General features: G+C 61.8%; 24 protein-coding genes and 1 pseudogene. 13 read left to right on the plus strand and 12 right to left on the minus strand.

Features of this window, described 5'->3' with window-relative positions; genetic code table 11:
* Positions 1-282 precede the first annotated feature (282 nt).
* The 3 genes and pseudogenes from IB272_RS32925 to IB272_RS32935 all read right to left on the minus strand — a co-directional run.
* A pseudogene (locus tag IB272_RS32925) lies at positions 283-909 on the minus strand (hypothetical protein); the annotation flags it as partial.
* 754 nt (positions 910-1,663) lie between these two features.
* Complete coding sequence (locus IB272_RS32930) at positions 1,664-3,019, minus strand: SIR2 family protein (protein ID WP_210339553.1); 1,356 nt, start codon at positions 3,017-3,019, stop codon at positions 1,664-1,666.
* Between the two features lie 165 nt (positions 3,020-3,184).
* A complete protein-coding gene (locus tag IB272_RS32935) occupies positions 3,185-3,973 on the minus strand; it encodes a glutaredoxin family protein (RefSeq protein ID WP_192359070.1) in 789 nt (262 codons plus the stop codon).
* Positions 3,974-4,048: 75 nt separating this feature from the next.
* Here IB272_RS32935 and IB272_RS32940 point away from each other — a divergent pair, with 75 nt between their 5' ends.
* On the plus strand, positions 4,049-4,432 hold the full coding sequence (locus IB272_RS32940) for a MerR family transcriptional regulator (protein WP_192359067.1): 384 nt from the start codon (positions 4,049-4,051) through the stop codon (positions 4,430-4,432).
* A gap of 208 nt (positions 4,433-4,640) precedes the next feature.
* Here IB272_RS32940 and IB272_RS32945 read toward each other — a convergent pair whose 3' ends face one another.
* The 4 genes from IB272_RS32945 to IB272_RS32960 all read right to left on the minus strand — a co-directional run bounded on the left by IB272_RS32945 (position 4,641) and on the right by IB272_RS32960 (position 9,854).
* Positions 4,641-5,876 (minus strand): HlyD family efflux transporter periplasmic adaptor subunit, encoded by a 1,236-nt coding sequence (locus IB272_RS32945; RefSeq protein WP_192445778.1) that lies wholly within the window; start codon positions 5,874-5,876, stop codon positions 4,641-4,643.
* Between the two features lie 4 nt (positions 5,877-5,880).
* Complete coding sequence (locus IB272_RS32950) at positions 5,881-8,244, minus strand: ABC transporter permease (protein WP_192445779.1); 2,364 nt, start codon at positions 8,242-8,244, stop codon at positions 5,881-5,883.
* Between the two features lie 3 nt (positions 8,245-8,247).
* Complete coding sequence (locus IB272_RS32955) at positions 8,248-8,955, minus strand: ABC transporter ATP-binding protein (protein WP_192445780.1); 708 nt, start codon at positions 8,953-8,955, stop codon at positions 8,248-8,250.
* Positions 8,956-9,047: 92 nt separating this feature from the next.
* Positions 9,048-9,854: a Spy/CpxP family protein refolding chaperone gene (locus IB272_RS32960; protein WP_348646842.1), complete on the minus strand. Its 807-nt coding sequence runs from the start codon at positions 9,852-9,854 to the stop codon at positions 9,048-9,050.
* Positions 9,855-9,880: 26 nt separating this feature from the next.
* On the opposite strand from IB272_RS32960, the gene IB272_RS32965 reads away from it, so the two are divergent.
* Together IB272_RS32965 and nirK are read left to right on the plus strand one after the other, a co-directional pair.
* Positions 9,881-10,102 carry a heavy-metal-associated domain-containing protein gene (locus IB272_RS32965; RefSeq protein ID WP_192445781.1) on the plus strand — a complete coding sequence of 74 codons (222 nt, stop codon included), beginning with the start codon at positions 9,881-9,883 and terminating at the stop codon, positions 10,100-10,102.
* A gap of 203 nt (positions 10,103-10,305) precedes the next feature.
* Entirely contained in the window at positions 10,306-11,382 is a 1,077-nt protein-coding gene (nirK, locus tag IB272_RS32970; protein ID WP_192445782.1) for a copper-containing nitrite reductase, read from the plus strand.
* Positions 11,383-11,419: 37 nt separating this feature from the next.
* On the opposite strand, the gene IB272_RS32975 is transcribed toward nirK, so the two are convergent.
* Positions 11,420-11,863: a cytochrome c gene (locus IB272_RS32975; protein ID WP_318841768.1), complete on the minus strand. Its 444-nt coding sequence runs from the start codon at positions 11,861-11,863 to the stop codon at positions 11,420-11,422.
* Between the two features lie 124 nt (positions 11,864-11,987).
* Here IB272_RS32975 and IB272_RS32980 point away from each other — a divergent pair, with 124 nt between their 5' ends.
* The 4 genes from IB272_RS32980 (at position 11,988) to IB272_RS32995 (ending at position 16,554) form a co-directional block, all read left to right on the plus strand.
* Positions 11,988-12,461 carry a hypothetical protein gene (locus tag IB272_RS32980; RefSeq protein ID WP_192359053.1) on the plus strand — a complete coding sequence of 158 codons (474 nt, stop codon included), beginning with the start codon at positions 11,988-11,990 and terminating at the stop codon, positions 12,459-12,461.
* Positions 12,462-12,553: 92 nt separating this feature from the next.
* The gene (locus tag IB272_RS32985; protein ID WP_192445784.1) at positions 12,554-14,011 is read left to right on the plus strand and encodes a multicopper oxidase domain-containing protein; all 1,458 of its coding nucleotides are present in this window, start codon (positions 12,554-12,556) and stop codon (positions 14,009-14,011) included.
* A gap of 210 nt (positions 14,012-14,221) precedes the next feature.
* Entirely contained in the window at positions 14,222-16,312 is a 2,091-nt protein-coding gene (locus tag IB272_RS32990) for a copper-translocating P-type ATPase (RefSeq protein ID WP_246810509.1), read from the plus strand.
* A complete protein-coding gene (locus tag IB272_RS32995) occupies positions 16,309-16,554 on the plus strand; it encodes a DUF2933 domain-containing protein (RefSeq protein WP_192359044.1) in 246 nt (81 codons plus the stop codon). Before IB272_RS32990 ends, IB272_RS32995 begins: the two co-directional genes overlap by 4 nt.
* Before the next feature lie 69 nt (positions 16,555-16,623).
* Here IB272_RS32995 and IB272_RS33000 read toward each other — a convergent pair whose 3' ends face one another.
* On the minus strand, positions 16,624-17,040 hold the full coding sequence (locus IB272_RS33000; RefSeq protein ID WP_192359041.1) for a DUF305 domain-containing protein: 417 nt from the start codon (positions 17,038-17,040) through the stop codon (positions 16,624-16,626).
* Between the two features lie 415 nt (positions 17,041-17,455).
* Complete coding sequence (locus tag IB272_RS33005) at positions 17,456-17,908, minus strand: YqaA family protein (protein ID WP_192359038.1); 453 nt, start codon at positions 17,906-17,908, stop codon at positions 17,456-17,458.
* Positions 17,909-18,087: 179 nt separating this feature from the next.
* Here IB272_RS33005 and IB272_RS33010 point away from each other — a divergent pair, with 179 nt between their 5' ends.
* The 6 genes from IB272_RS33010 (at position 18,088) to IB272_RS33030 (ending at position 22,460) form a co-directional block, all read left to right on the plus strand.
* Complete coding sequence (locus IB272_RS33010; RefSeq protein WP_192359035.1) at positions 18,088-18,492, plus strand: hypothetical protein; 405 nt, start codon at positions 18,088-18,090, stop codon at positions 18,490-18,492.
* Between the two features lie 88 nt (positions 18,493-18,580).
* Positions 18,581-18,808 (plus strand): hypothetical protein, encoded by a 228-nt coding sequence (locus IB272_RS35235; protein ID WP_246810505.1) that lies wholly within the window; start codon positions 18,581-18,583, stop codon positions 18,806-18,808.
* On the plus strand, positions 18,805-20,268 hold the full coding sequence (locus tag IB272_RS33015) for a TolC family protein (protein WP_192359032.1): 1,464 nt from the start codon (positions 18,805-18,807) through the stop codon (positions 20,266-20,268). Before IB272_RS35235 ends, IB272_RS33015 begins: the two co-directional genes overlap by 4 nt.
* A 14-nt stretch (positions 20,269-20,282) precedes the next feature.
* Complete coding sequence (locus IB272_RS33020) at positions 20,283-21,632, plus strand: copper oxidase (RefSeq protein ID WP_192359029.1); 1,350 nt, start codon at positions 20,283-20,285, stop codon at positions 21,630-21,632.
* A gap of 39 nt (positions 21,633-21,671) precedes the next feature.
* Entirely contained in the window at positions 21,672-22,148 is a 477-nt protein-coding gene (locus IB272_RS33025; protein ID WP_246810506.1) for a plastocyanin/azurin family copper-binding protein, read from the plus strand.
* A 27-nt stretch (positions 22,149-22,175) separates the two neighbouring features.
* Positions 22,176-22,460, plus strand: coding sequence for a copper-binding protein (locus IB272_RS33030; protein ID WP_060585856.1), 285 nt, complete (start codon positions 22,176-22,178; stop codon positions 22,458-22,460).
* Between the two features lie 102 nt (positions 22,461-22,562).
* Here IB272_RS33030 and IB272_RS33035 read toward each other — a convergent pair whose 3' ends face one another.
* Positions 22,563-22,922: a hypothetical protein gene (locus IB272_RS33035; protein ID WP_192359023.1), complete on the minus strand. Its 360-nt coding sequence runs from the start codon at positions 22,920-22,922 to the stop codon at positions 22,563-22,565.
* Between the two features lie 152 nt (positions 22,923-23,074).
* Positions 23,075-23,278, minus strand: coding sequence for a hypothetical protein (locus IB272_RS33040; RefSeq protein WP_192445785.1), 204 nt, complete (start codon positions 23,276-23,278; stop codon positions 23,075-23,077).
* Positions 23,279-23,329 lie beyond the last annotated feature (51 nt).

A 23,329-nucleotide genomic window follows, 5' to 3' on the forward strand; every position in this document is an offset into this window, starting at 1 on the left:
CGGTCGGGGGCTTGCCTCAGCGCCAACGGAGATGTCGAGTGTCGCATGTCTAAATGGCTGACGATGCGCCGCCCAAAGTGACATTTCTACTTTGCGCCAAAGCGGACAGTTCAACTTGGCTGCCACAGAACCTGTAGTGGCTATTTAGTAATGCGACAGTTGGGCCAGTTAGAGATGCGACAGTCTCGCCTCTCGACGCACTGGTCAAAGCCAACGTTGGGAGCAAGGATGACGACCTTCAGCCTGGTCGAGACCATGAGCGGTCGGAGTCGTCATGTCCTACTCATAGAGCACACCGAGCCAGCACAAGCGCCGAAAGACGCCATATTGGAGATCGGATTTCAACTTCCAGGCTTCTATGGTCATTTCGGTGTCCGACAGAGGCGCCAAGTCTGGATAGAGGATCTTCACAACGTCTATTGGCGTGCACCCTTCCCTGGCTTTGATATTGAGAAGATTGAGGAACATGCGCCACCAGCGTAACCGCGCTCGGACCTCCTCTTCCCGCTCGGTGGTATGGACATACGAATAGAGATAATCCGTGGCGATCAGATCGAAGAAGGTTTGCGGGTTCACCAGGAACTCCCGGCCGCGTCTGGTTGGCAGCAGCACATCTTTTTTCCGACGAAGAAGCTTCAGATGACGGGTCATGTCGCGCACCACCCAAAGCGGCGGCATGTCGCTTTCATTGAGCACCTTGTTGATGCTGTAGAGGTCTTCGGCTGTGAAGCCTGGCCAAAGGAAGTGCACAGCGGCCCAATGCACGAACTTGCGGTTCATGGCGCCGGTCGCCGTCAATCCTATGCCGCCCTCACCGTCAGCATAGGCAACCGAAAGAAGCATACCGCGAAGAAGTGGGGACAGTGCGGCGACATCGACGTCACCATGCAGCTTGATTTCCGGAAGCATCGTGCGGCTGTGATCCCTACCTCGCCCTATGCAGGTGCAAGCGAGTATCAACCGGCGACAAAACAATTGCTACTGAGAAAGCTAAAGCCGAAGGGGAGTGTCATCACCCACCCCCGCTCCGCCCTTTCAACCCGGACCAGCCGGTCGGATCGGGGGCTGACTGGCAGAGCAAGCCGGCGGGCAGTGTCGCATTTCTAAATGGCTGGCGACGTCGCAGCCCTATTCAGCTTTGACAGAACCTGTAGCCGGGTGGGTTCAAGGATGATGAGCGTCGCCAGATAATCCTGGATTGGCGACACGGATTCTTGGATTCGTCAGCCATAATTTTCGATTCCCGAAGCGCTCGTGACCTATCCCCTGTTTTATCAGCCCAGTCGCTTCGAGGCAGATCCCCTTGGCTTGGTACGTTCCCGCCGCCGCGGCAGCAAAAAAAGAGCCGTCCCGCAAATATTTTTTTGTTATGCGCTGCGCATTTTCCCCGAAATCGCACTCTTTTAGGCCGTGAGTATAATTTCAGAAATCCATGCGCTGGATCGTACAAACCGCGATGGAGATCGATTTTCGAAAGAAAAAACCGTGTATTGTGCTAAAATATACTCGGTTCGGAACGTATCGTGTTTTCGACTGGTTTTTAGGGCGGTCAAGTTTCAGAAATACATCATTCGAATCCTTCGACCTGGGATTCGCTCGCATCGAGTCTTCTTGGTGGTCGCAGTGTCATAGGATTCCTCGTCGCTGCCGAATCCCAGCTTAACTATGCCTGGATGATCTCGTAATCCTCGTTGTTGAGCACCTTTTTCAACAAATCGACTCCTTCGTGAGACCATTTCCGAGCCATGCTCGAAGCCTTGTTTCCGGTCTTGATCTTGCAGTGATACCGGTTGTCCGTCGAACGAAGGCCGATCGCCTTCTCCTCCTTGATGCGGTTGAGGAGATGGTTCGCTGCCTGCCAGTTCGGAAGGCCGAGTCTTTGGGACAACTGCGTCAATGTGTACGGATGCGACTGGTTCGGATTGTCGACGACCGTGATGCCGAGGAGCTTCGGCAGGTAGTCCTTTTCGCCCGCGACTCTTTCGAGGACGTCGTAGTCCACCTGCACGGATCCTGACGGAATGTCGTGTCGGATGAGCTTCATCGTCCGAGCGGCCAAGGCGCGGACGAGCTTTGGGTGGATCGACGAGAGCGCAGACTGGCTCTTCAGCGCCTTGAAGATCCATTCGAAGTCACTCGTATGGATCGCTCGAATCCTGAACTCCCTTCCATCGACGGCGAACACCGCCTGGTCCGGTGGATGCTTGTCGCTGAGGCTGGGATGCCAGACGACCTGGTAGACGTTCGGAATCAGCCCGTTCTCGTCGGCGACGAGCTCTCCGATGTCCCGAAGGATTGCCTTGACGTTCGGGTCGCCGAGTCCATAGCCGAAGATGAAGACTGGATGCTCCGCGAAGTACGTGAGCAACTTGGCCGAGACGTACTTTTTCTTCTCGCTCCACTCAGCGTAGTCACGTTGCGTCAGAACGATCGAGGTGGGATTCGAGATGTCGCCGTGGATATGGAAAATCTCGCCGAAGCTGTTCGTATTGTATCGAAGGATAGTCTGCCCGGTGATGGGTTCGTATCCATCGAAGACCTGCTCGAGGAACAGGTCGTAGTTCGTCGTGATGATGGCGTGCGGCTTGATATCCGCAAGCGCCTCAAGCTCCTTCTGAAGGTGGGTGTCCGCGATCTCGGTGACCTTCGGCGTGATCGCCTCGATGTGCTTGCAGGCGAGGTGTTTCAGGAACGAATCCTTCCCGACCTTCGTGCTGAAAAACTCCTCCGGGAACTCCGCCCTCGCCTGCTTCCACGCCCATTCGAAGACCATATCCGAAAGCACGGATCCTATGGCGATAGGGTCGTCGTCATGCTTCTGCCTGAGGTATTCGTACGTATCGGAACCGCCTGGAATTTTCTGGAAAAGAACCTTCAGCAGCTCGTGCCAATTTGGCGCGCCGAAGTACCTTCGCGAGATTCCGCTTTCGACGAAAAGGATTGGTTGGCACTCGAATTCGAGAAGGAGGTCCCTGACCGCAGCATCCGCCTTCTGCCGATATGACATTTCCAGTTCCACGAATCGCCCTCCAAGATGCTGGATTCGCGCAAGAGGGGGACCGGGAGTCAAGGATTGGTAGAGTGGATCGCAGTCACGCTCGAACCTTGGATGTCATAGCGACGATGCGACCGCTGGGAAAGGCATCGAACCCCTTCCCGGTGTAAAGCATAAGTGCCGCTTGCGCTACATGGCGTGCCCGGCAGCGATGCCGAACGAGGCGGCAGCCATCCAGAGGGCCATGGCGATCATCATCAGGTTTTCAGTGAGCGAGATGAAGCCGAGGGGAACGTTGCTGGACCCGCCGACGCACGCGCACTTCAGCTCCCGCCTGTCGATGTAGACCGCCTTGAAGACGGATGCCGCTCCGATGGTGCCGATGAAGAGCGCAACCGGAACCGACAGCCAGTTCAGTGCTCCAGCGATCATCAGAATTCCAGCCAGCGCTTCGGCGTACGGGTAGATGTAGCTGTACGGAACCCAGCGCTTCGCCAAGAGGTCATAGTTCAGGAACATCGTTGCGAAGCTCTCGACGTTCTGCAGCTTCAGCATTGCAAGAGCGACCATCGAGAAGGCGATGAACCATTCCGCCGCCCGCAGCGTGAGCGGATCGCCGCTGACCGCATAGCTAGCGGCTGCAGCCATCAGGGCGGTCAACGCGAACAGGACGATCACCGGGCGGTAGGTCGTGGCCTTCGGGTCCGCGACGGGCTTCCCAAGGAACCGGCGAAGATCGTCGTAGCCGCCGATCCTGTCGTCGCCTATGAACACCTGCGGCGTGGTCGCCACCCCGTGCTCCGCCTTGAAGGCGTCCGTCTCTTGGCGCGTCGTCAGGTGACGGTCATCGACTTCATAGCCCGACCGCTTCAACAAGTCCTTCGCCTTCAATCCGTACGGGCAGGTATGCTCCGCCATCACCATGCGATAGAGCACGGCCTTCTTGGAGAGATTTCCGGGATTTGTCCTGTCCAACATTTCACGTCTCCTTGTCTCTTGTGAAACTGTTGGCACGACAATACGTTCCGTACCATGGTACGGAGTCAATAGGCCATGGAAATGACAATCGGAAAACTTGCGGCAGCCGGACAGGTAGGCGTGGAGACCATCCGCTACTATCAGCGGCGTGGGCTGCTCGACACGCCGCGGCGGTCAATGGGGGTGCGCCGCTACGGTGACGGCGACGTTCGACGGCTGCTGTTCATAAGGCAGGCGCAGACGGCTGGCTTCACGCTGGAGGAGATAAAGGAGCTCCTCGATCTCGACTCGGGCGAGGACAGGGAGCGAGCACGGAGCCTGGCGCGGAACCGCATCGACGCTCTGGATACAAGGATCGCCGAGCTTCAGCGCGCACGGAAAGCACTGCAGCGGCTCGTCGGGGAATGCGCGGCGGACAAGTCTGGCCCCTGCCCGATCCTTGCGTCCTTCGACATTTAGCGCCACCTGCGCGCAGATGCCGGCAGCAAGCTTGTCGGCATCTAGGCATCTAAGAGTGCCTGCGAATACCAGCAACAGCGCGATAGGCGCCGTCAACGGCACTATGACCTTCCCTACGCTTGCTTTCGTCCGTATCGCACAAGACTTCGAGCGCCCGCAGGAGATGCTCGCCCCCGATCCGCATTGCGGTCAGGCGGTCTCGGTACCGTCAGCGCGGCTCCCGCTCCGCCACCGTTGTGCCTTCCGCTACGCGGTCGCTCGGATGCAGCACGACCCGATCCCCCGGCGAGAGCCCGGATAGCACCTCCACCAGTTTGCTGTTTCGCTGTCCCGTGCGGACGACCGTTGCATGGGCACGCCCGTCCTTGACGGCAAAGACGGCCCAGTCGTCGCCTCGGCGGAACAGCGCGCTCGCAGGCACTGTCAGGGCATCGTTGGATTCCCATATTGCAACATGAACGATGACGCGGAAGTCGTGACCCAGCCGTTCCCAGGATTCGGGTGGATCGACGAGATCGATGACAGTGCCGACGCGCTGTTCCTCGATCCCGAGGGCGGAGACTTTGGCGAAGCCGGCCGGGTCGACGCGCACCACGCGGCCGCGCAGGACCGGTCCACCCCAGCCATCGATGGTGACCGGGGCGCCGCTCCTGATCTGGACGGCCTCGGTCGAGAGGAAATCCGCGACGATCTCAAGATCCCTCGGATCGCCGATCTGGACGAGAGGCGCCCCGGCCTGAACAACTGCTTCGTCCTGCTGGACGATCCTGAGTACACGGCCGCTCTCGGGCGCACTGATCTTAACGCAGCAGTCCTGATTGGTGCCGACATCCGTTCCTGACTCGAGAAGGCGCGCCGACGCGACCGCCTGCTCCCGACGTCGCACCTCGAGCTGTGCCTTCGCCGTCGCGAGCTGGGCCCCGATCGTCTCGAGATCGAACCTCGCCTTTTCGAGATCCCGTGCGGGAATCGTGTTGCTGCGTGCGAGCCCCTCCGCGCGCGCAAGCTCGGTGCGAGCGAAGCTGACCGCTGCGTTGATGCGACGTATCTCCGCCTCAGCCAGGGTTACGACGGCGTTTGCGGCGACGAGAGCGGCCTCCAGTTCCGTACGGGAACGGACATCGAGCAGGCCAGGAGACACCGGCTGCATGACCGCGACGATCGTTCTCCCCTCCAACACTGCATCGCCGACGTGGAGGGAAGCCCCGTCGTGGCCATCAGGCCTGGATATCCGCAGAACCTTTCCGGCAACCGGAGCGGACACGGTGTAGACGTGCCGGACGCGTGTTCTTGCCTCCTCGTCGACCGACACCGCCATCGGGCCCCTCGCCGCCTGCGCCGTGTCGACGGGGATCGGCCGCGGCCAGGCGAACCACGTGACAGCGACCGTCGCCGCGCCTATCGCTCCAAGCCACCCGACCCGTTTCAACCAGTTCCGCTGCATGGTCCTATTCCCGAGTTTTGAGAACTACGACAAGGTCGAGCGCGTAGACACGGCGCCCGACGACAAGAGCCGAGATCAGCGCCGCCGCAAAAATGATCGCGCTCGCCAGCACGTAGGTGAGGTTCTCGACGACGAGCGGCACGCGCATCAGTTCCCCGGCGAGCTGCTTGTTCATGAGCCACGAAAGGCCGTAGCCGATCGCCCAGCCCGGCGGCTGCGCAAGGGCGACGATGACGGACAGTTCGAGAAGCAGGATGCGCATCGTCTCACCCTGGCTGAAGCCAAGGACTCGTAGCGTCGCGAGTTCCCGTGCGTGCTCTGAAAGCGAGATGCGTGCGCTGTTGTAGACAACGCCGAAGGCGATCACGATGGACAGCCCTGTGTAGATGCCAGCCATTGTCGTCACGATGATCGCCAGGCTCTGGCGGAAGTTCACGAGGGACACACGCTGCAGCGCCACGCCGGCTACGGTCGGCATCTGCTTTATGGCCTCGTAGAGCAGGTCAAGCTTGCCGTCGTCCACGCTGAGATGGACGCCGTTCGCGACCGGAGCCTCGCGCAGCAGCCGGGACAGGGCCCGAGCGTCCATCATTGCGGCAATGCCGAAATAATCCTCCACCAGTGCGGCTACGGTCAGCTCGACGGTCCGCCGCCGTCCGTCGAGCAGATCCACCTCGACCGTGTCGCCCACGCGCGCATCGAGAAGGCGCCCGAGGTAGGCGGAAATCGCCACTCCGGTCTCCGGCAGGCTGACCGTGCGCAGATCGATGTCGATGATCCGGCTGAGATCGGCTCCGGGTGGCCTGCCTGAGAGCAGCGTCCTGCGTTCCAGGCTTCCCTTTCGGATGCGGATGGGGACCTGCCGATAAGGCTCGGCCGCAAGCACGCCCGGCAGTCTGCTCACGTCGAACAGAACCGTCTCCGGTCGCTTCTCCGCAAAGCTGATCGTCGCATCCTGGCGGTCGGCCATGAAATAGGTCACGTCGACCAGCTCCTCCATGGCATTGCCGATAAACAGTGAGACCACGAGAATGGCGGTCGCAAACGCCATGCCGAGGGTCGCCAGTGCTGCCCGGATCGGCTTCCGCGCCATGCCCCTGACCATCATCATCATGCGTTGAGACAGCAGCGAGCCAAGCTCCATCCGGCCGAACAGCGTGCGCTGGAACGACGGAGGAGCCGGAGGCTGCATCGCAACCGCCGCGGCCAGCGAGACGATCTCGCGAAGTGATCGAAAAGCGCCTCCGAGAGCAGCGAACAGGCTGAGGAGCGCAGCGAGGAGATAGACGTCGGGGCTGTCGGCGAAGACGAGGAACGGGAACCGGTAGAAATCACCGAACAGCCTTGTCACGTACACGCCGAGCCAGGTTCCCGCCGCGCTGCCGATGACGATGCCGATAAGGGCGACGACGGCGACGAATTTTACGTAGTGGGCGACAATGCTGGTGTCGAAGTACCCGAGCGCCTTGAGCAGGCCGATCTGCTCGCGTTCGAGTGCGACGAGCCGGCTGAGCGTCAGGTTCACGAGGAATGCGCTGACGACGAGGAAGATCGGAGGAAGCGTGCGGCTCATGTTCCGCAGCATGTCGAGCCCGTGCTCGAGATAGGCATGCGAGGTCTGGTACTTCCGTCCGTGGGCCGCGCCGCCGCCGTATGGCTCGAGCAGATCGTCGAGCGCATCGATGACTTCCGTCTCCACGGCATCCGGCATCAGCTTCAGGCTCACCGAGGAGAACGCGCCCTCCAAACCGAAGACCTCGGCCAGAACGCGCTCCGACATCCAGATGATGGCAAAGCGGCGATCGTCGGGCATCCGGTCGCCGGGGCCGATCGCATAGACATACTCCGGCGACAATGCGATGCCGACGATCGTCAGCTCACGCTTGCGACCGTTGAGCGTGGCGGAGAAGCGGTCACCTGGTCCGAAGCCATGCGCCTTCGCAAAGCTCTCGTTGACCACAACCTCGTCCTGATCGCTCGCGTCAGGCAGACGTCCTTCTCGCATGTAGAGCCGATTGAGCAGCGGGGAGCCGCTTTCGGGAAGCGAGATGAACCGCCCGGTCGCGGGTTCGGGGACGTCCTGGATGTCGAGAAGCGCGAGTTTGGAGATCCGGGCTTCGACGGCGGCGACACCGGAGATTTCGGCGATGCGCTTGACCAGCGTCTTCGGAGCCCGTGTGACCTCCGCGAAGACGTCTGCAAACTGGTACCGTTCGTAATATGCGGTGCGCGTCTCATCCAGCGACCTGAATGATCCGGTCGACAGCACAAGGGATGCGACGCCGCCGGCGATCACCAGCGCGATGGCGAGGACCTGTCCCCAGAGCCGCCGCAGATCCCGCTTCAGTTTGGTGTCCAGCGTAGTCATGCCTCACCAGGTCAGCGCCGCGGCCGAGAGCCGCCGTTCATTCACCTGAATCCTTGAAATCGTTCCGTCGGTAAAGAAGAGCACGCGGTCGGCGACCGCGTGGATGCTTGCGTTGTGGGTGATGATGAGCGTCGTGGTACCGAGCTGGGTGTTGACGTTCACCAGCGCATCGATCACGCGGATGCCCGTCTTGGAGTCCAACGCGCCCGTCGGCTCGTCGCAGAGCAACACCTCCGGCCGTTTGGCGATCGCCCGAGCGATGGCGACCCGCTGCTGTTCTCCTCCCGAGAGCTGCGCGGGGAAATGGTTTCGCCGCGCCTCGAGACCGACAAGTGCCAGCGCCTCGTCGGGCCGCATGGGATTGGCCGATATTTCGGTGACCAACGCGACGTTCTCATAAGCGGTCAGGCTCGGTATGAGATTATAGAACTGGAAGACGACGCCGACGTGCTCACGTCGGTAGAGGGTGAGACCGCGCTCCCCGAGGGCCGTCAGCTCGGTGTTTCGGAAGAAGAGCTGCCCGCTCGTCGGTCTATCGAGGCCGCCCATGATGTTCAGCAAGGTCGACTTGCCGCTCCCTGACGGCCCCAGCATGACGACCACTTCACCCGCTTGTATGTCGAGGCTGACATCGCGCAGGGCATGCACGGCGACTTCGCCGGTCAAGTAGGTTCTCGTGAGGGACCGGGCACGAAATATCGTCTCCGTCATCGTCTCCTCCAAGGCGAATTGGGTCGTCTAGCCTTTCTTGCGCTGAACCGCCGGTGGGCAGTTCAGCGTTTCTCGGGTGCCATGCACGATCCCTACATCATGCCCATCATCGGAGGCAGGAGCAGCTTGTCGGCCATCTGCTTCTGCTCCGCCCCGAACGATTGATAGAGAGGCTCAAGGGCGGCTTTCAATTTCCGCACGCCTTCGAGTCGGCTGTTCAACATGCTCTCCCGCCGTTCGAGACGCTGCAACGGGGTCGCTGCGGCCCCGCCCGGCATTCCCATCGCGTCTGGCATTTGCATCATGCCATCCTTCATGCCGCCGGCATTCGCACGCAGAACGTCCGCGAAGCCGTTCCAAGACGCCTCCTGCTCCGACGTTATCTTGAGCTCCGTCTTCAGGAACGCGATCCGTCCCTCGACATGTTCGGGAGCCATCATCTCGGCCATCGGCCCCATGCCCGGCGGTCTCATTCGTCCGGGTCCGCCAGCCATCATCCGCATCATGTTGCCCATCATGTCACCCGACATCATGCCACAGGACATCATGGAATTCAGGTCCGCCGCGGAATCCGACGGCTGGGCTGCTTGCTCGCTCGTCTGCTCCACAGAGGTCTCGGGATGATGCGCGTCTTCCGCAAAGACTGGCGTCGAGAGCACGAGCACCGTACCCGCCAGCAGGATTGTCCGCAGTGTCGTCATTTCGCTTCTCCTAAGCTCCGATAAACGACTGAACCTGAGGGTACGACGGCTGAGACAGTTCACATTGACGCAGATCAAGCTCAGATCAGAACTCGCAAAGCGGGCGAGACGAAGACGAACAATCAAAGCAGCGCAGGAGAGATATTCTGTCGGCTGCCTATTGACCTTGCCATCGTTGGAAGCACCACATTCGGCCATATCAATCCTTCACGAGGAGATCTCGAATGTACCATCTCAATATCCCCGACATGACCTGCGGACACTGTGCCGGAGCAGTCAAAAAAGCGGTGAAGTCGGTCGACCCCAACGCCAAGGTCGCCGTCGATCTCGATGCCAAGACCGCATCGATCGACTCTCCGGTGGCCTCCGACGCATTTGTTTCCGCGATCGAGGAAGCTGGCTACCAGGCCTCCTTCAAGAAATCCTGCTGCAGCCACGTGGCTTGAAGCATAAGGGTACGGCGCCGACATGCCGGAACACGCCGCTCAAGCGGCGCGAAGAACGACAGTTCGGCCGCAGATGTTGGCGGCGTACCGCATCACACGATCACGATCCCGCGAGCACGTGCCGTCATTGCGGCAGCTCAAAGATCGGATGGCCGGGGAGGTCTTGACTGTTTTCAGAACAAGCATTGCTGAGAAGCTTCCCCATGAGACGTTCACCCGGACCTTCAAATGCAATATTGGCACTCGCATTTCTGGCGGCGACTGGGACTTCAGCCCTCGCATCCGGCTCCCACGAGCATCCGGCGGAAAACGGCAGTGCCAAGGCTCCACTCGACATAGTCCGTCCGGCCGCTGACCTGCTGCCGCCGATTGCAAGAAGCGAGCCTGCGACCATCGCGGTGAAACTGGACACCGTCGAGGTGACGGGCCAGCTCGCAGACGGCGCGACCTACCACTACTGGACGTTCAACAAGAAGGTCCCTGGTCCGTTCGTGCGTGCCCGCGTTGGCGACACAATCCAGGTGGAGCTTTCCAACAAGGCGGACAGCAGCGAACGCCACAGCGTCGATTTCCACGCCGTGACCGGACCTGGCGGTGGAGCGGTCGCCACCGAGGCAGCGCCGGGTGAGACCAAAGGCTTCTCGTTCAAGGCCTTGAAGCCGGGGCTGTACGTCTATCACTGTGCTGTGCCAATGGCCGCCCATCACATCGCCAACGGCATGTATGGCCTGATCCTCGTCGAGCCGCCGGGCGGTCTGCCGCCGGTCGACCGCGAGTTCTACATGATGCAGGGCGAGGTCTACACATCGCAACCATACGGTTCCAAGGGGAAGCTGACGGAAAGCGTCGAACGGCTCCTCAAGGAAGACCCGGAATACTACGTCTTCAACGGGGCTGCGAATGCGCTGACGGGCGACAATGCCCTGACGGCGACGGTCGGCGAGACCGTCCGCATCTACTTCGGTGTCGGCGGACCGAACAAGACGTCCAGTTTCCATGTGATCGGAGAAATCTTCGACAAGGTGTACCAGTTGGCATCGCTGACAACGGAGCCGCTATCCGATGTCCAGACGATCACCGTGCCGCCCGGAGGCGCGGCCGCGGTCGACATGAAGCTGGAGGTTCCCGGCGAATACGTCCTGGTGGACCACGCGTTGTCGCGGGCGGCTCGTGGGTTGGTCGGAAAGCTCGTCGTGAGCGGCGAGAACCGGACCGAGCTGTTCCAGAGCGCTGCGCCTGCGACGGCCGAGGTGGAGCCCAGCGAACACAGCGCTCACTGATTGAACCACTGCTGTCCTGCACCAGTCACGACGGCCGCTACTCGCCCTTTACTCGAAACTTGGCGTGGCAGGAGGTGCACGTCTGCAGCATCATGTGGAAAGCGTGCTCGGCAGGCATTTTCATCGGGTCTGGAGCTGCCGCCTTCCTCTTGGCGAGCGGCCCGCCCATCGTCGCGTCACCACCCTGCATGCGCATTCTGGGCGCGAGACCAACTGGGTTCTGGTCTGCCGCAATGGAAAGCGCCGACGCATAGGCGCCGAGCTCCGCCGCCAGCTTGTCGAACGTCGGTCGATCGGCCTCGATGCTGGCGCTGGCTTTGGTGCCTTCGGCGACGACCGGAGCTCCGAACAGGGCCATCAGGCGTTGGCCTGAATAGGCTCGAATGGTTTCGGCGGCGGCTTTGAAAGCCTTCGCATCGTAGGGCAGTGTCCCCTTGAACATGGCATCGATGTTCTTGGCGGCGGCCGCCATCGCCTTCATGTCATGCTGCCTCTGACCAACGACGTCGTTGTCCGCCCTCTGTGCTGTCGCAGTCGAAAAGCCCGCTACCACGATCGCCAAGACGATGAGGCCAGACCATTTTACAACCTTCGGACACATTCGGATGCAATCCTCTCATCGAGAGCCGCTGTCGGCGTTTGATCAAGGTCAAGGCGAGATTTCCCAGGATCGCGCACTGTGGCCGTCAATACAGCACGAGGTGTCGGACGAAAACATGATCGCCGCCAGCCAGACCGTCCGGAAACGCACAACAGAATTGCTGGCCATCTTGGTCGCTCTTCTGTTTTTGGTCGTGCCGATGGCTGAGGCGGCCCCCATCGAATGCGGGCGGCACATTGCGGGAAATGAACATGTCGTTTCGCCTCCGGGAAAAGCCGACCTCCATGTGGAGAAGGAAACAGGCGGCCAGAAAGCGTGCTGCAAACCAGTCTGCGGCATGTGCTATGCGATGTTCCCAGCTCCGATCTGGGGCGAAGTCACGCTGAAATCCGGCGAGCGCCGGGATCTCGCTGCCCAATCACCCATCTCCGGTATCACCTCGCGACCCGCCATCGGCCCTCCTCGTTCCGCCGGATGAACAGCAGTCGCTTGGCGGCTGCCTTCCACGATCGCACCTACGCGGCGCGATCTTCGTCGGCATTGGCCGACACGGAACATGAGGTAATTGATATGAAACGCCGTGAATTCCTGGGCGGACTGATGTCGGGCGTTATGGTCGCCGCATCGGCTGCCGCTTTGCATCCAAATAAAAGCTGGGCCGAGGCCAGCAAGGCAACATCGTTTGGCGCAGGCACCCGGTCGCTCGCGATCACTAAACGCGTCATCGAGGTGAACGGCAGGGCCGCCGATGTATTCGGGCTTCTACAACCGGATGGCACCGTCGGCCTGACGCTCAATTCCGACAGCCCATTCGATGTCGCGCTTGCCAACCAAGGCGGTGAAGCGACACTCATCCACTGGCACGGACTCGCGCCGCCATGGGACATGGACGGCGTGCCAGACAATCCCGCAGCGCTTCTGAACGCGAAGGAGACCCGGCGCTACACGTTTCCGGTCGGCTCCGGCGGAACGCACTGGATGCATGCGCATACGCTGCAGGAACAGAATCTTCTTGCCGCGCCCCTGATCGTCCGGACCGCAGAGGACAGGCAGCGCGACGAGCAGGAAGTGGTCGTGCTGCTGCATGATTTCTCCTTCACGCCGGCCGAGGAACTGCTCGCCAAACTCAAGGGATCGGCGGGCGGCCACGGGATGAACCACGGCGCGATGATGCAGGGCATGGCATCCAACATGCAGGGCCACATGTCCGGAGCGGCAATGCCGGGCATGGCCGCCATGGACCTGAACGACATCGAGTACGATGCCTATCTCGCCAACGACCGCACGCTCGATGATCCGGAAGTCTTCACCGTCGAGAGCGGCGGACGCGTCCGCCTGCGCATCATCAATGGCGCGACGGCTACGGCCTTCACGATCGACACGGGCACGCTCACCGGACAGTTGATCGCCGTCGACGGACAGCCAATCCAACCGATTTCCGGAAACCGCTTCCCGATCTCAATGGGTCAGCGGCTCGATATCCTGCTTGAGCTTCCGAAGTCGGCCGAAGCCCATCCAATCCTTGCACTGCGCGAGGGCACAGATCATCGCACAGGCATTGTCCTGGCGCCGTCCGGGGCAAAGATCGCCAAGATTGCCTCGCGCGGGACGGAACCCGGCCCGGTCGTCGCGCTTGACCTCGAACAGCGGCTGGCAGCCGTCGCACCGCTTCCCGCCCGTCCCGCCGACCGCCGGTTCGAGCTCACTCTGACGGGCAACATGAGCGGCTACGACTGGCGAATCGAAGGCGGCAACGCCCTTGATGTCCGCGAAGGGGAAAGGATCGAGGTCGTCATGCGCAACATGTCGATGATGTCCCATCCGATGCATCTGCACGGTCACCACTTCCAGGTGGTCGACATCGGCGGGAAGGCATTCGGCGGCGCTGTGCGGGACACGGTTCTCGTGCCGCCGATGGGGAGCGTGAGCGTCGCGTTCGACGCCAACAATCCGGGCCGCTGGCCGCTCCACTGCCATCACCTCTATCACATGGCATCGGGAATGATGTCCTTCGTCGCCTACGCCTAAACAGGAGATGTCCGGCCCCCTCACTGGGTGGCTGGACGCTAGCTCTGTTGGAGGCGGGTACCGTTACGGAGAAATCCCATGGACGAGCATAAGCATCACCAAAAGCACGAAGGTCACGACCATCACCACCACGCCAATCAGAACGCGAGGGCTGCCGAAGTCCCAGGCAAGCAGGGCTCACAGCAGGATGGCGTGATCTACACCTGCCCCATGCATCCGCAGATACGCCAGCTCGGCCCCGGCAACTGCCCGATCTGCGGCATGACACTCGAACCCGCGGTCGTGACGGCCGACACTGGACCGAGCGCGGAACTCGTCGACATGCGGAGGCGGTTCTGGATCGGACTGGTTCTGACATTGCCCGTACTGGCGCTCGAGATGGGCGGACATCTCACCAACCTGCACATGCTGCTCGGTCCGCAGATGTCGAACTGGATCCAGCTCGTCCTGGCGACCCCGGTCGTGCTTTGGGCTGGCGCGCCGTTCTTCGAACGGGCCTGGCAGTCCGTCGTCAACAGGCACCTCAACATGTTCACGCTGATCGCCATGGGCACCGGGGTCGCCTGGGTCTACAGCGTCGTCGCAACCGTTACTCCCGGCCTGTTTCCAGAAACATTCCGGTCCGGCGAAGGAGCGGTCGCAATCTACTTCGAGGCGGCCGCCGTCATCACAGTGCTGGTGTTGCTTGGGCAGGTTCTCGAGCTGCAGGCGCGCGAGCAGACGGGCGGCGCGATCCGGGCACTTCTCGATCTCGCGCCGAAGACCGCCCGCCGCATACGCTCCGACGGCACCGACGAGGATGTGGATCTGGAGGCCGTCGCCGTCGGCGACAAGCTGCGGGTCCGCCCCGGCGAGAAGGTTCCGGTCGACGGCACCCTTCTGGAGGGCCGCAGCTCGGTCGATGAATCCATGATCACAGGCGAGTCGATGCCCGTCACCAAGGAGGTCGGCGCGAAACTCATCGGCGGCACCATGAACAAGACGGGCGGCTTCGTCATGGAGGCGGGCAAGGTCGGCCGCGACACCATGCTGTCGCGGATCGTGCAGATGGTGGCGGAGGCCCAGCGCTCCCGCGCCCCGATCCAGCGGCTCGCCGACGAAGTTTCCGGCTGGTTCGTTCCAGCAGTTATCGCGATCGCCATTATCGCCTTCGCGGTCTGGATGTGGCTGGGGCCGGAGCCGCGCTTCGCGCACGGACTGGTCGCCGCGGTCGCGGTGCTGATCATTGCCTGCCCGTGCGCCCTCGGACTGGCCACGCCGATGTCGATCATGGTCGGGGTCGGCCGCGGCGCACGTCTCGGCGTGCTGATCAAGAACGCCGAGGCTCTCGAACGCTTCGAGAAGGTCGACACGCTGGTGGTCGACAAGACGGGAACGCTCACTGAGGGCAGGCCGAAGGTGACCTCGATCGCCACGACTGAGAGTTTGAACGAAGAGGAGCTGCTTCGAATCGCTGCGACCCTGGAACGCGCAAGCGAACATCCACTCGCGGCCGCCATTGTCGAATCCGCGATGGAGCGCGGCCTGACGCTTGGCAATGCGGAAGACTTCGACAGCCCCGTCGGCAAGGGTGTCACTGGCTCCGTCGAGGGGCGCAAGCTGATCATCGGCAGTCATCGGATCATGGAGGAGTCCGGCGTGGACGTGTCCGCCCTGACCAGAGAGGCGGAGGATCTGCGCGGCGAAGGCGCGACCGTCATCTTCGTGGCCGTAGATGGTCGAGCCAGCGGCCTCTTCGCCATCTCCGACCCCATCAAGGCGACGACCCCCGAAGCCGTGCAGACATTGCTGAACGAGGGCGTCCGCGTTGTCATGCTGACCGGGGACAACAAGACCACGGCCGAAGCTGTCGCCCGCAAGCTCGGCATCACGGAAGTCGAAGCGGAAGTCCTGCCGGAACACAAGAGCGAGATCGTCGCGCGCCTGCGTAAGGAAGGTCGCATCGTCGCCATGGCGGGAGACGGCGTGAACGACGCGCCTGCGCTCGCCGCCGCCGATGTCGGCATCGCCATGGGCACCGGAACCGACGTAGCGATCGAGAGCGCGGGCGTGACCCTGCTCAAGGGCGACCTCCAGGGGATCGCGCGGGCCCGGCAGTTGAGCCATGCGACGATGAAGAACATCCGGCAGAACCTGTTCTTCGCCTTCATCTACAACGCCGCCGGAGTGCCCGTCGCGGCAGGCGTGCTCTACCCGGCCTTCGGCCTCCTGCTGTCCCCGATCATCGCGGCGGCGGCGATGGCCCTGTCGTCGGTCAGCGTGATCGGGAATTCTCTAAGATTGAGGAGTGTTCGGATATGAACTGGGACCGCAGATGGACCTTGTTTGCAGCCTCGCTCGCGGTGATTGCCGCGTTCTTCTTCCTTCGCGAGCACTGGCAGCATGTCTTGGGTTTCACGCCCTACCTATTACTGCTTGCCTGCCCTTTGATGCACTTCTTTCATGGCCACGCCGGCCACGGCGGCCACGGCGGTCACGGTGGCCATGGCGGACATCGCCATGACGGTGGAGACCGCGCGACGAAACCGGGCGACATCACATGACACGCTCGCTCGGCGGAAGCGGTCGCGAATGCCGCCTCCGCCGAACGAGGTCATCGAGCTGCCGAGGGGTCACTTGGCGTGCTCGTTGACCCATTTGGTCATCTCTTCGATTTCCTTCTTCTGGGCATCGATGATGTTCTTGGCCATGGTCTTGGCCTCCTCGTCATCGCCGTACTTCAGTTCGACCTCTGACATGCTGATCGCGCCCATGTGATGGCCGATCATGCCGCAGACGAACGCGACATCCGGGTCCTTGGCCATCATTCCCTGCATCATGGCCGGGTGCATCTTCTGCATCGACTCCATCATCGCTTTCTGATGGTCGGCCATTTCGCCCATATGCATGTCGCTTGGCATCTTCATGTCGCCACTCATCGAGGCTTCCGACTTGCAACCGTTAGGCATAGCCATCTGAGCCGATGCTGTTGCGGTCGTTACGAGAAGGATGGCCGCCCCTGCGACCAAAAGCTTGAGAATGCTGTTCATTGTACTCTCCATGTTCGGATGAAAGTCTGTTCAGGCCGGGAGAACCGGGGACTTGGGCGGCGGAGAAAGCGCCCGCCCGAGCAGGAAGGGCTTCGCCTCCCCCCCAAGCGGATTGCGAAGACGTGGCGGATGGGTGTCCGCCACGAGCACGCAATCGACCAGACAACATGATGACTTCGTGCAGCAGCTCGACGGCGAGGCGATGTCGGATGAGCCGTGGACTGGCTCCGTCAAGGACGGGCAATAGAGGCCGACATGAAAGGGTGTCGCCGCCGTGCCGTGCAGATTGAATATCCCAAGGCAGAGAACGCCGATCACAATTAATCGAAGTGAAATTCGGAAGGCAGGCATGAGGCGCGGTTCCTTCGAGCCTAAAACCCGTCCGCCGATCAAAAGTTCCCCGCCCCGACCCGCATCAAATTCCGATGGCCGCCTTCGTGCCGAGCGTCGCCGCGGCAAGGACGATGTAGCGCGCCGTCTTCCCCATGCCGACAAGCAGCAGGAATGACCACCAGGGTTCCCGCAAGACACCTGCGATGACAGTCAAAGCGTCTCCGACGATTGGCATCCACGAGAGCAGCAGCGACCACCTGCCATAGCGGCGGTACCATCCGACGGCCCTATCCAACGCGGATGCCTTCACAGGAAACCAGGATCGGTCATGAAACCGATCTATGAAACGTCCGAGCACGGCGCTTAAAGCGGCACCCAATACGTTTCCGACGCTTGCGACAACGACAAGCCAGGTCGTCGAGAATTTCCCTGACGCGAGCAAGCCGATAAGCACCGGTTCCGACTGGAAAGGCAACACCGTGGCCGCCCCGAACGCGGCGAGAAACAATCCGAGATATGCGGTCAGGCTAGCCATACAACCTCGTGCAAACGCTGCGACAAGGGGGCGCTTCGTGAGCCATTCGACAGCATTCTCATTTGACTTACCAGCTCGACGGGGTCGGCACGTAGTTCAGTGCCACATAATAGACGCGAATCGCATCAAGGATAGAACCTGACAATTGACAACTTCCGGGCTGCTGTTAGTCCTCCGACATGGGCAAGATGTATCGAATCACATTTTCAAAGATGCTGGTTCTGCTCCGTTTGGTGATCATCGTGTCACTGGCGGGATACTCCCTGCCGACCGCGTCGGCTGCCATGCACGCGTCATGGTCCGGGTCGGAGGTCTTGCAGTCTCACGATCACCATGGCCAAGTGGATGACCATCACGAAGGAGCGGGCAGCCACCATTCGGACGGCGACCACGCATCCTCGCCCGATGACGCTGCACTGAAAATCGCCAAGCAGGAATGCTGCGGCAGCTTCTGTGCCAGCATGGCCATCGTAGCCAGCAGCGTCCCCGTCGGCGGCGAGCGTCTGCCCATCATCCGGGAATTCATCGACGACGCCTATGTCATGGGCGAGTTCCCGTCGCTCCACCGTCCCCCGAATATCTGAACAGACCGCACCCGTTCTTCGGGTCTCACCGCGCGTTGCGAGCGTCATGCCTCGCAGCGCCGATGCCATCTCCTGTTCGGACACGATCATGAAACCCCTATTTCTGGTGGCCGCCTTGCCGCTTATCGCAAGCGGATGCGCAGCCACACTGCCTCCCGACGTCATTGCATCGGGCGACCTCGCGGCATCGCCGGCTGAAGTCCGCCCCCTCAGATACATGAGCCCGGTGTCGGGCTACACTCACCGCGCGCCCGTCGATCCCAAACCATGGCGCAACCAGAATGACGCGCAGGCTCCGGAAGGAGACGCGTCATGACCCTACGCACGTTGAAGCTGGCTGCGACGCTCGCCCTTCCCTTTGTCGTCGGAGGCTGCGTGTCGGCCACCGAATACGCGGCCAAGGACGCGGGTTTTCCTTCGGTCGAAGCCAGAACCTCCGAGGCGACGGGCAAACAGACCGTCTGGGTCCAGAACCAGCAGCAGGCGCGGGTCGTCTCCGACCGCGTCAAGACGCTGATCGCCAAGAAGACCCTCGACGCGGACACGGCGGTCCAGGTTGCGCTCCTGAACAACAAGGGCCTGCAGGCCGCCTATGCCGACCTCGGGGATTCGGCCGCCGACGCATGGCAGTCGACGATGTTCGTCAATCCGACGGTTTCCGTCGGCTTCAACGGCGTTGGCGCGCCTGGCATCGAGGCATTCAGGTCGATTGAGGGAGCGATCACATCCAACATCCTGGCGCTCGCCACCCGCGAACGGGATATCGCGATCGCCGACACACGTTTCCGCCAGGCACAGTTGAACGCCGCACTGCGGACACTTCAGCTCGCCGCCGACACCCGCCGCGCATGGATCAACGCCGTTGCTGCGTGGGAGAACGTCGCCCAGCTCAATCAGGCTCAGGCGGCCGCCGATGCCGCGTCCGAGCTTGCCCAGAAACTTGGCGAGACAGGCGCGATGACAAAGGGCTCCCAGGCCCGCGAACACGTCTTCTACGCGGAGCTGGTCGGGCAATCGGCGAAGGCCCGGCTGGAGGCCCGGCTCGCCAAGGAGGAACTGACGCGGCTGATGGGGCTCTGGGGGGCGGACGTCGACTACCAGGTGCCGAACCGCCTGCCCTCCCTGCCGAAGGGCGTGATGAAGCGTGACCTCATCGAGGCGGAAGCCTTGCAGCGTCGCGTCGACCTGCAGATGGCCAAGCTGGACCTCGACGCAACGGCGAAATCCTACAAGCTGACCGAAGCGACCCGCTATGTCACCGACCTCGAACTCCTGACCGGCTTCGAGACGGAGCGGGAAAAGGAGGATGGCGACGTCCAGACCGAGACGACAGGGATCGCTGAGCTCGAGTTCGTGATTCCGATCTTCGACAGCGGCAAGGCCCGCATGCGCAAGGCGGAACTCGCCTACATGCGCTCAGCCAACCTGCTCGCCGAGAAGGCCGTCAACGTCCGCTCCGAGGCGCGCTCCGCCTACCAGGCCTACCGCTCAAACTACGACATCGCCCGGCACTACAGGAACAGTGTCGTGCCGTTGCGCACCAAGATCGAAGAGGAGTCCCTCCTCACCTACAACGGCATGATCACCAACACATTCGAACTGCTCGCCGACAGCCGGGAAAAGGTCAGTTCCATCCTCCTCGCGGTCAATGCGAAGCGCGACTTCTGGCTGGCCGAGGCCAACCTCGCCCCGGCGATCTACGGCGGTGGTGCGGGAGCCGCCTCAGAAGAAACCGAAGTCGCCGCGGCCGCCGAAAGCGGCGGCGGCGGGCACTGAGAGAGGAATAGGCTATGTTCAACAGAAGACAATTGCTCGGCGCGAGCGCCGCACTGGTGTCGACCGCCGCCTGGGCGAAAACCAACAACATGGGCTTGCCCGAGGCTGCGGTGATGGAAACGGCCGAGACCCAGACCCCGGTCAGACCGACCTCCGGCCCCGACTACAATCCGGTCGTCACCCTCAACGGCTGGACGCTGCCCTACCGGATGAACAACGGCGTCAAGGAATTCCACCTTGTCGCCGAGCCGGTCGAGCGGGAAATGGCCGAAGCCATGACCGCCTATCTCTGGGGGTACAACGGCCAGTCGCCGGGACCGACGATCGAAGCGGTCGAGGGCGACCGGGTTAGGATCTTCGTCACCAACAAGTTGCCGGAGCACACGACCATCCACTGGCACGGCATGATCCTGCCGTCGGGCATGGATGGCGTCGGCGGTCTGTCGCAGCCGCACATCCCGGTCGGCAAGACCTTTGTCTACGAGTTCGACCTCGTGAAGTCGGGCACCTTCATGTACCACCCGCATTCCGACGAGATGGTGCAGATGGCGATGGGCATGATGGGCTTCTTCGTCATCCATCCGAAGGACCCGAAGTTCATGCCGGTCGACCGCGACTTCGTTTTCCTGCTCAACGCCTACGACATCGACCCCGGCTCCTACGTGCCGCGGATCATGGAGATGACCGACTTCAACATGTGGTGCTGGAACAGCCGCGTGTTTCCGGACATCACCCCGCTGGTGGTTTCCAAGGACGACCGCGTTCGGGTGCGGGTCGGCAACCTCACGATGACCAACCACCCGATCCACATGCACGGCTACGACTTCGAGGTCACCTGCACCGATGGCGGCTGGGTGCGTCCGGAAGCCCGCTGGCCCGAGGTCTCGATCGACATTCCGGTCGGTGCGATGCGGGCCTACGAGTTCGACGCCAGGTACGTCGGCGACTGGGCGATCCACTGCCACAAGTCGCACCACACGATGAACGCCATGGGTCACGACATCCCGACCTTCATCGGCGTGGACAAGAAGACGGTGGCCGAGAAGATCAAGAAGATCCGCCCCGAGTACATGCCGATGGGCACCAAAGGCATGGCCGACATGGGCGAGATGGAAATGGAGATCCCCGAAAACACAGTGCCGATGATGACTGGCTGGGGACCACACGGCCCGATCGAGATGGGCGGCATGTTCTCGGTCGTCAAGGTGCGCGAAGGCATCTCGGCCGGCGATTACGCCGACCCCGGCTGGTACGAGAACCCGCCGGGAACCCAGGCCTGGGAGTGGACGGGCGAGCTCCCCGACGCGACCAAGGCCAATGACGCGAAAACCCAGATCACGCCAAAGCATGGAAATCACGGCTGATCCCGCATGCCCATGTTCAACCAACCAAAGGACCTGACAATGAAAGCTGCGATCTTCGGAATCCTCGTCGCCGCACTCGCCTCCCCGGCGCTCGCCTCCGGCAACCACGCAGGCGGCCACGGCGAAGCCATGGCGGTCGGCGAGCCGGGCAAGAAGGCAAACGCCACCCAGACGATCCGGGTCACCATGAAGGAGACGGACGACGGCAAGATGATCTTCACGCCGTCGACCTTCAAGGTTCGCAAGGGCCAGACCGTAGTCTTCGCGATCAAGAACGACGGCGAACTCGACCACGAGTTCGTGCTCGACCAGGAAGACAAGATCATCGAGCACAAGGCGGCGATGGAGAAGTTTCCGGAGATGGAACACGACGACCCGAACGCCATCCGGCTCGAGCCGGGCAAGTCCGGAGAGATCATTTGGAAGTTCACCAACGATGGCACCTTCAAGATCGCGTGCCTCGTCCCCGGCCACTACGACGCTGGCATGCACGGTGACGTCACTGTCGCCAAGTAGTAATCAAGCTCCGAAAGGAAAGTTCACATGAAAACGCTGATCAAACTCACCCTTGCTTCGGTCCTCGCCCTCGGGACTGCCTATGGGGCGCTGGCCGCCGAGTTCACCAAGGGAACCGTTAAGAAGATCGATGCCAAGGCCAAGAAGGTCACGCTCATCCACGAGGAGTTGAAGAGCCTCGACATGCCGGCGATGACCATGGTCTTCCGGGTCAAGGACGACGCGGTGATGGAGAAGCTCAAGGAAGGCGCGAGCGTCGAATTCGTCGCCGAGCGGGTCGACGGCAAGCTGACGGTGACCGAGGTCAAGTAAGCCGAAGGTCGCGGCCGGAAGCCCCGGCCGCCGCCCGCGACATGGCTTCGCCTGTAGAGTGCAGCCATGTCGCGGCGCTGCTCCCCGATGGCGGGACCACTGCTACGACACCGGAACGATGCACACAGCCCGCCAGAGATCGTCCTTCCAGTCGGCCACCCCGGTCGACGTTGGAATAGGATAGCTGACCCCTCTCACCGAGACCGCTTCGGGAGCATGGCAGCGAACCGACGCCTTGTGTCTGCTTGGATCGCTGTGCGAGCCGTACCCGTCCGTGCTCACGGTCGAAAGCGAAATGTAGACGTCATAGTCATACTCGATGCTTGCCGCCGTCTGGTTTCCGACGAGGCTCAAGCTGACGATGGTGTGGTCAGGGAAACTGGCAGTGTGGAAAGGCTCGGTAGCGGCGGCAGGCGTTGCCAGCGCAAGTCCGCTCACCAGGGCTGAAACAAGAGTACGCATTCACCCCTCCCGTGGTTCATGGGATGCCTGGACTATACCACAAGGACCGGATCCAGGAGGAGTGAAATGCGCAGGGCCGCAGCGTCCTTAGTACTCTCGTGCGCCCCGATATCATCCGCGGTCGCTGCCCGCGCGGGCTGACAGCAGTAGCGTCACGACTGAACCCGCACCAGCTTCGACAACGAGACTGCACGGCCCTCCACCGACAGGAGCGCGAGTCCCAGGGCGACTGCGTTGAGCAGGTGCCATATGAAGTGCGTGCCCACGCTCCAGTATCCGCAGAGCGGCGCATCGAGGATCCGAAAGATCAAGGCAGCGGAGAAAACCGTTCCAGCCGCCGCCAGCAGCCGTGGCATCGGGCCTCGACCTGCAAGCGGTACCCGCGAGCGCCACGCCGAAGGTGGCGA

Source organism: Ensifer sp. ENS08, from assembly GCF_014852195.1.
Classification (GTDB): domain Bacteria; phylum Pseudomonadota; class Alphaproteobacteria; order Rhizobiales; family Rhizobiaceae; genus Ensifer; species Ensifer adhaerens.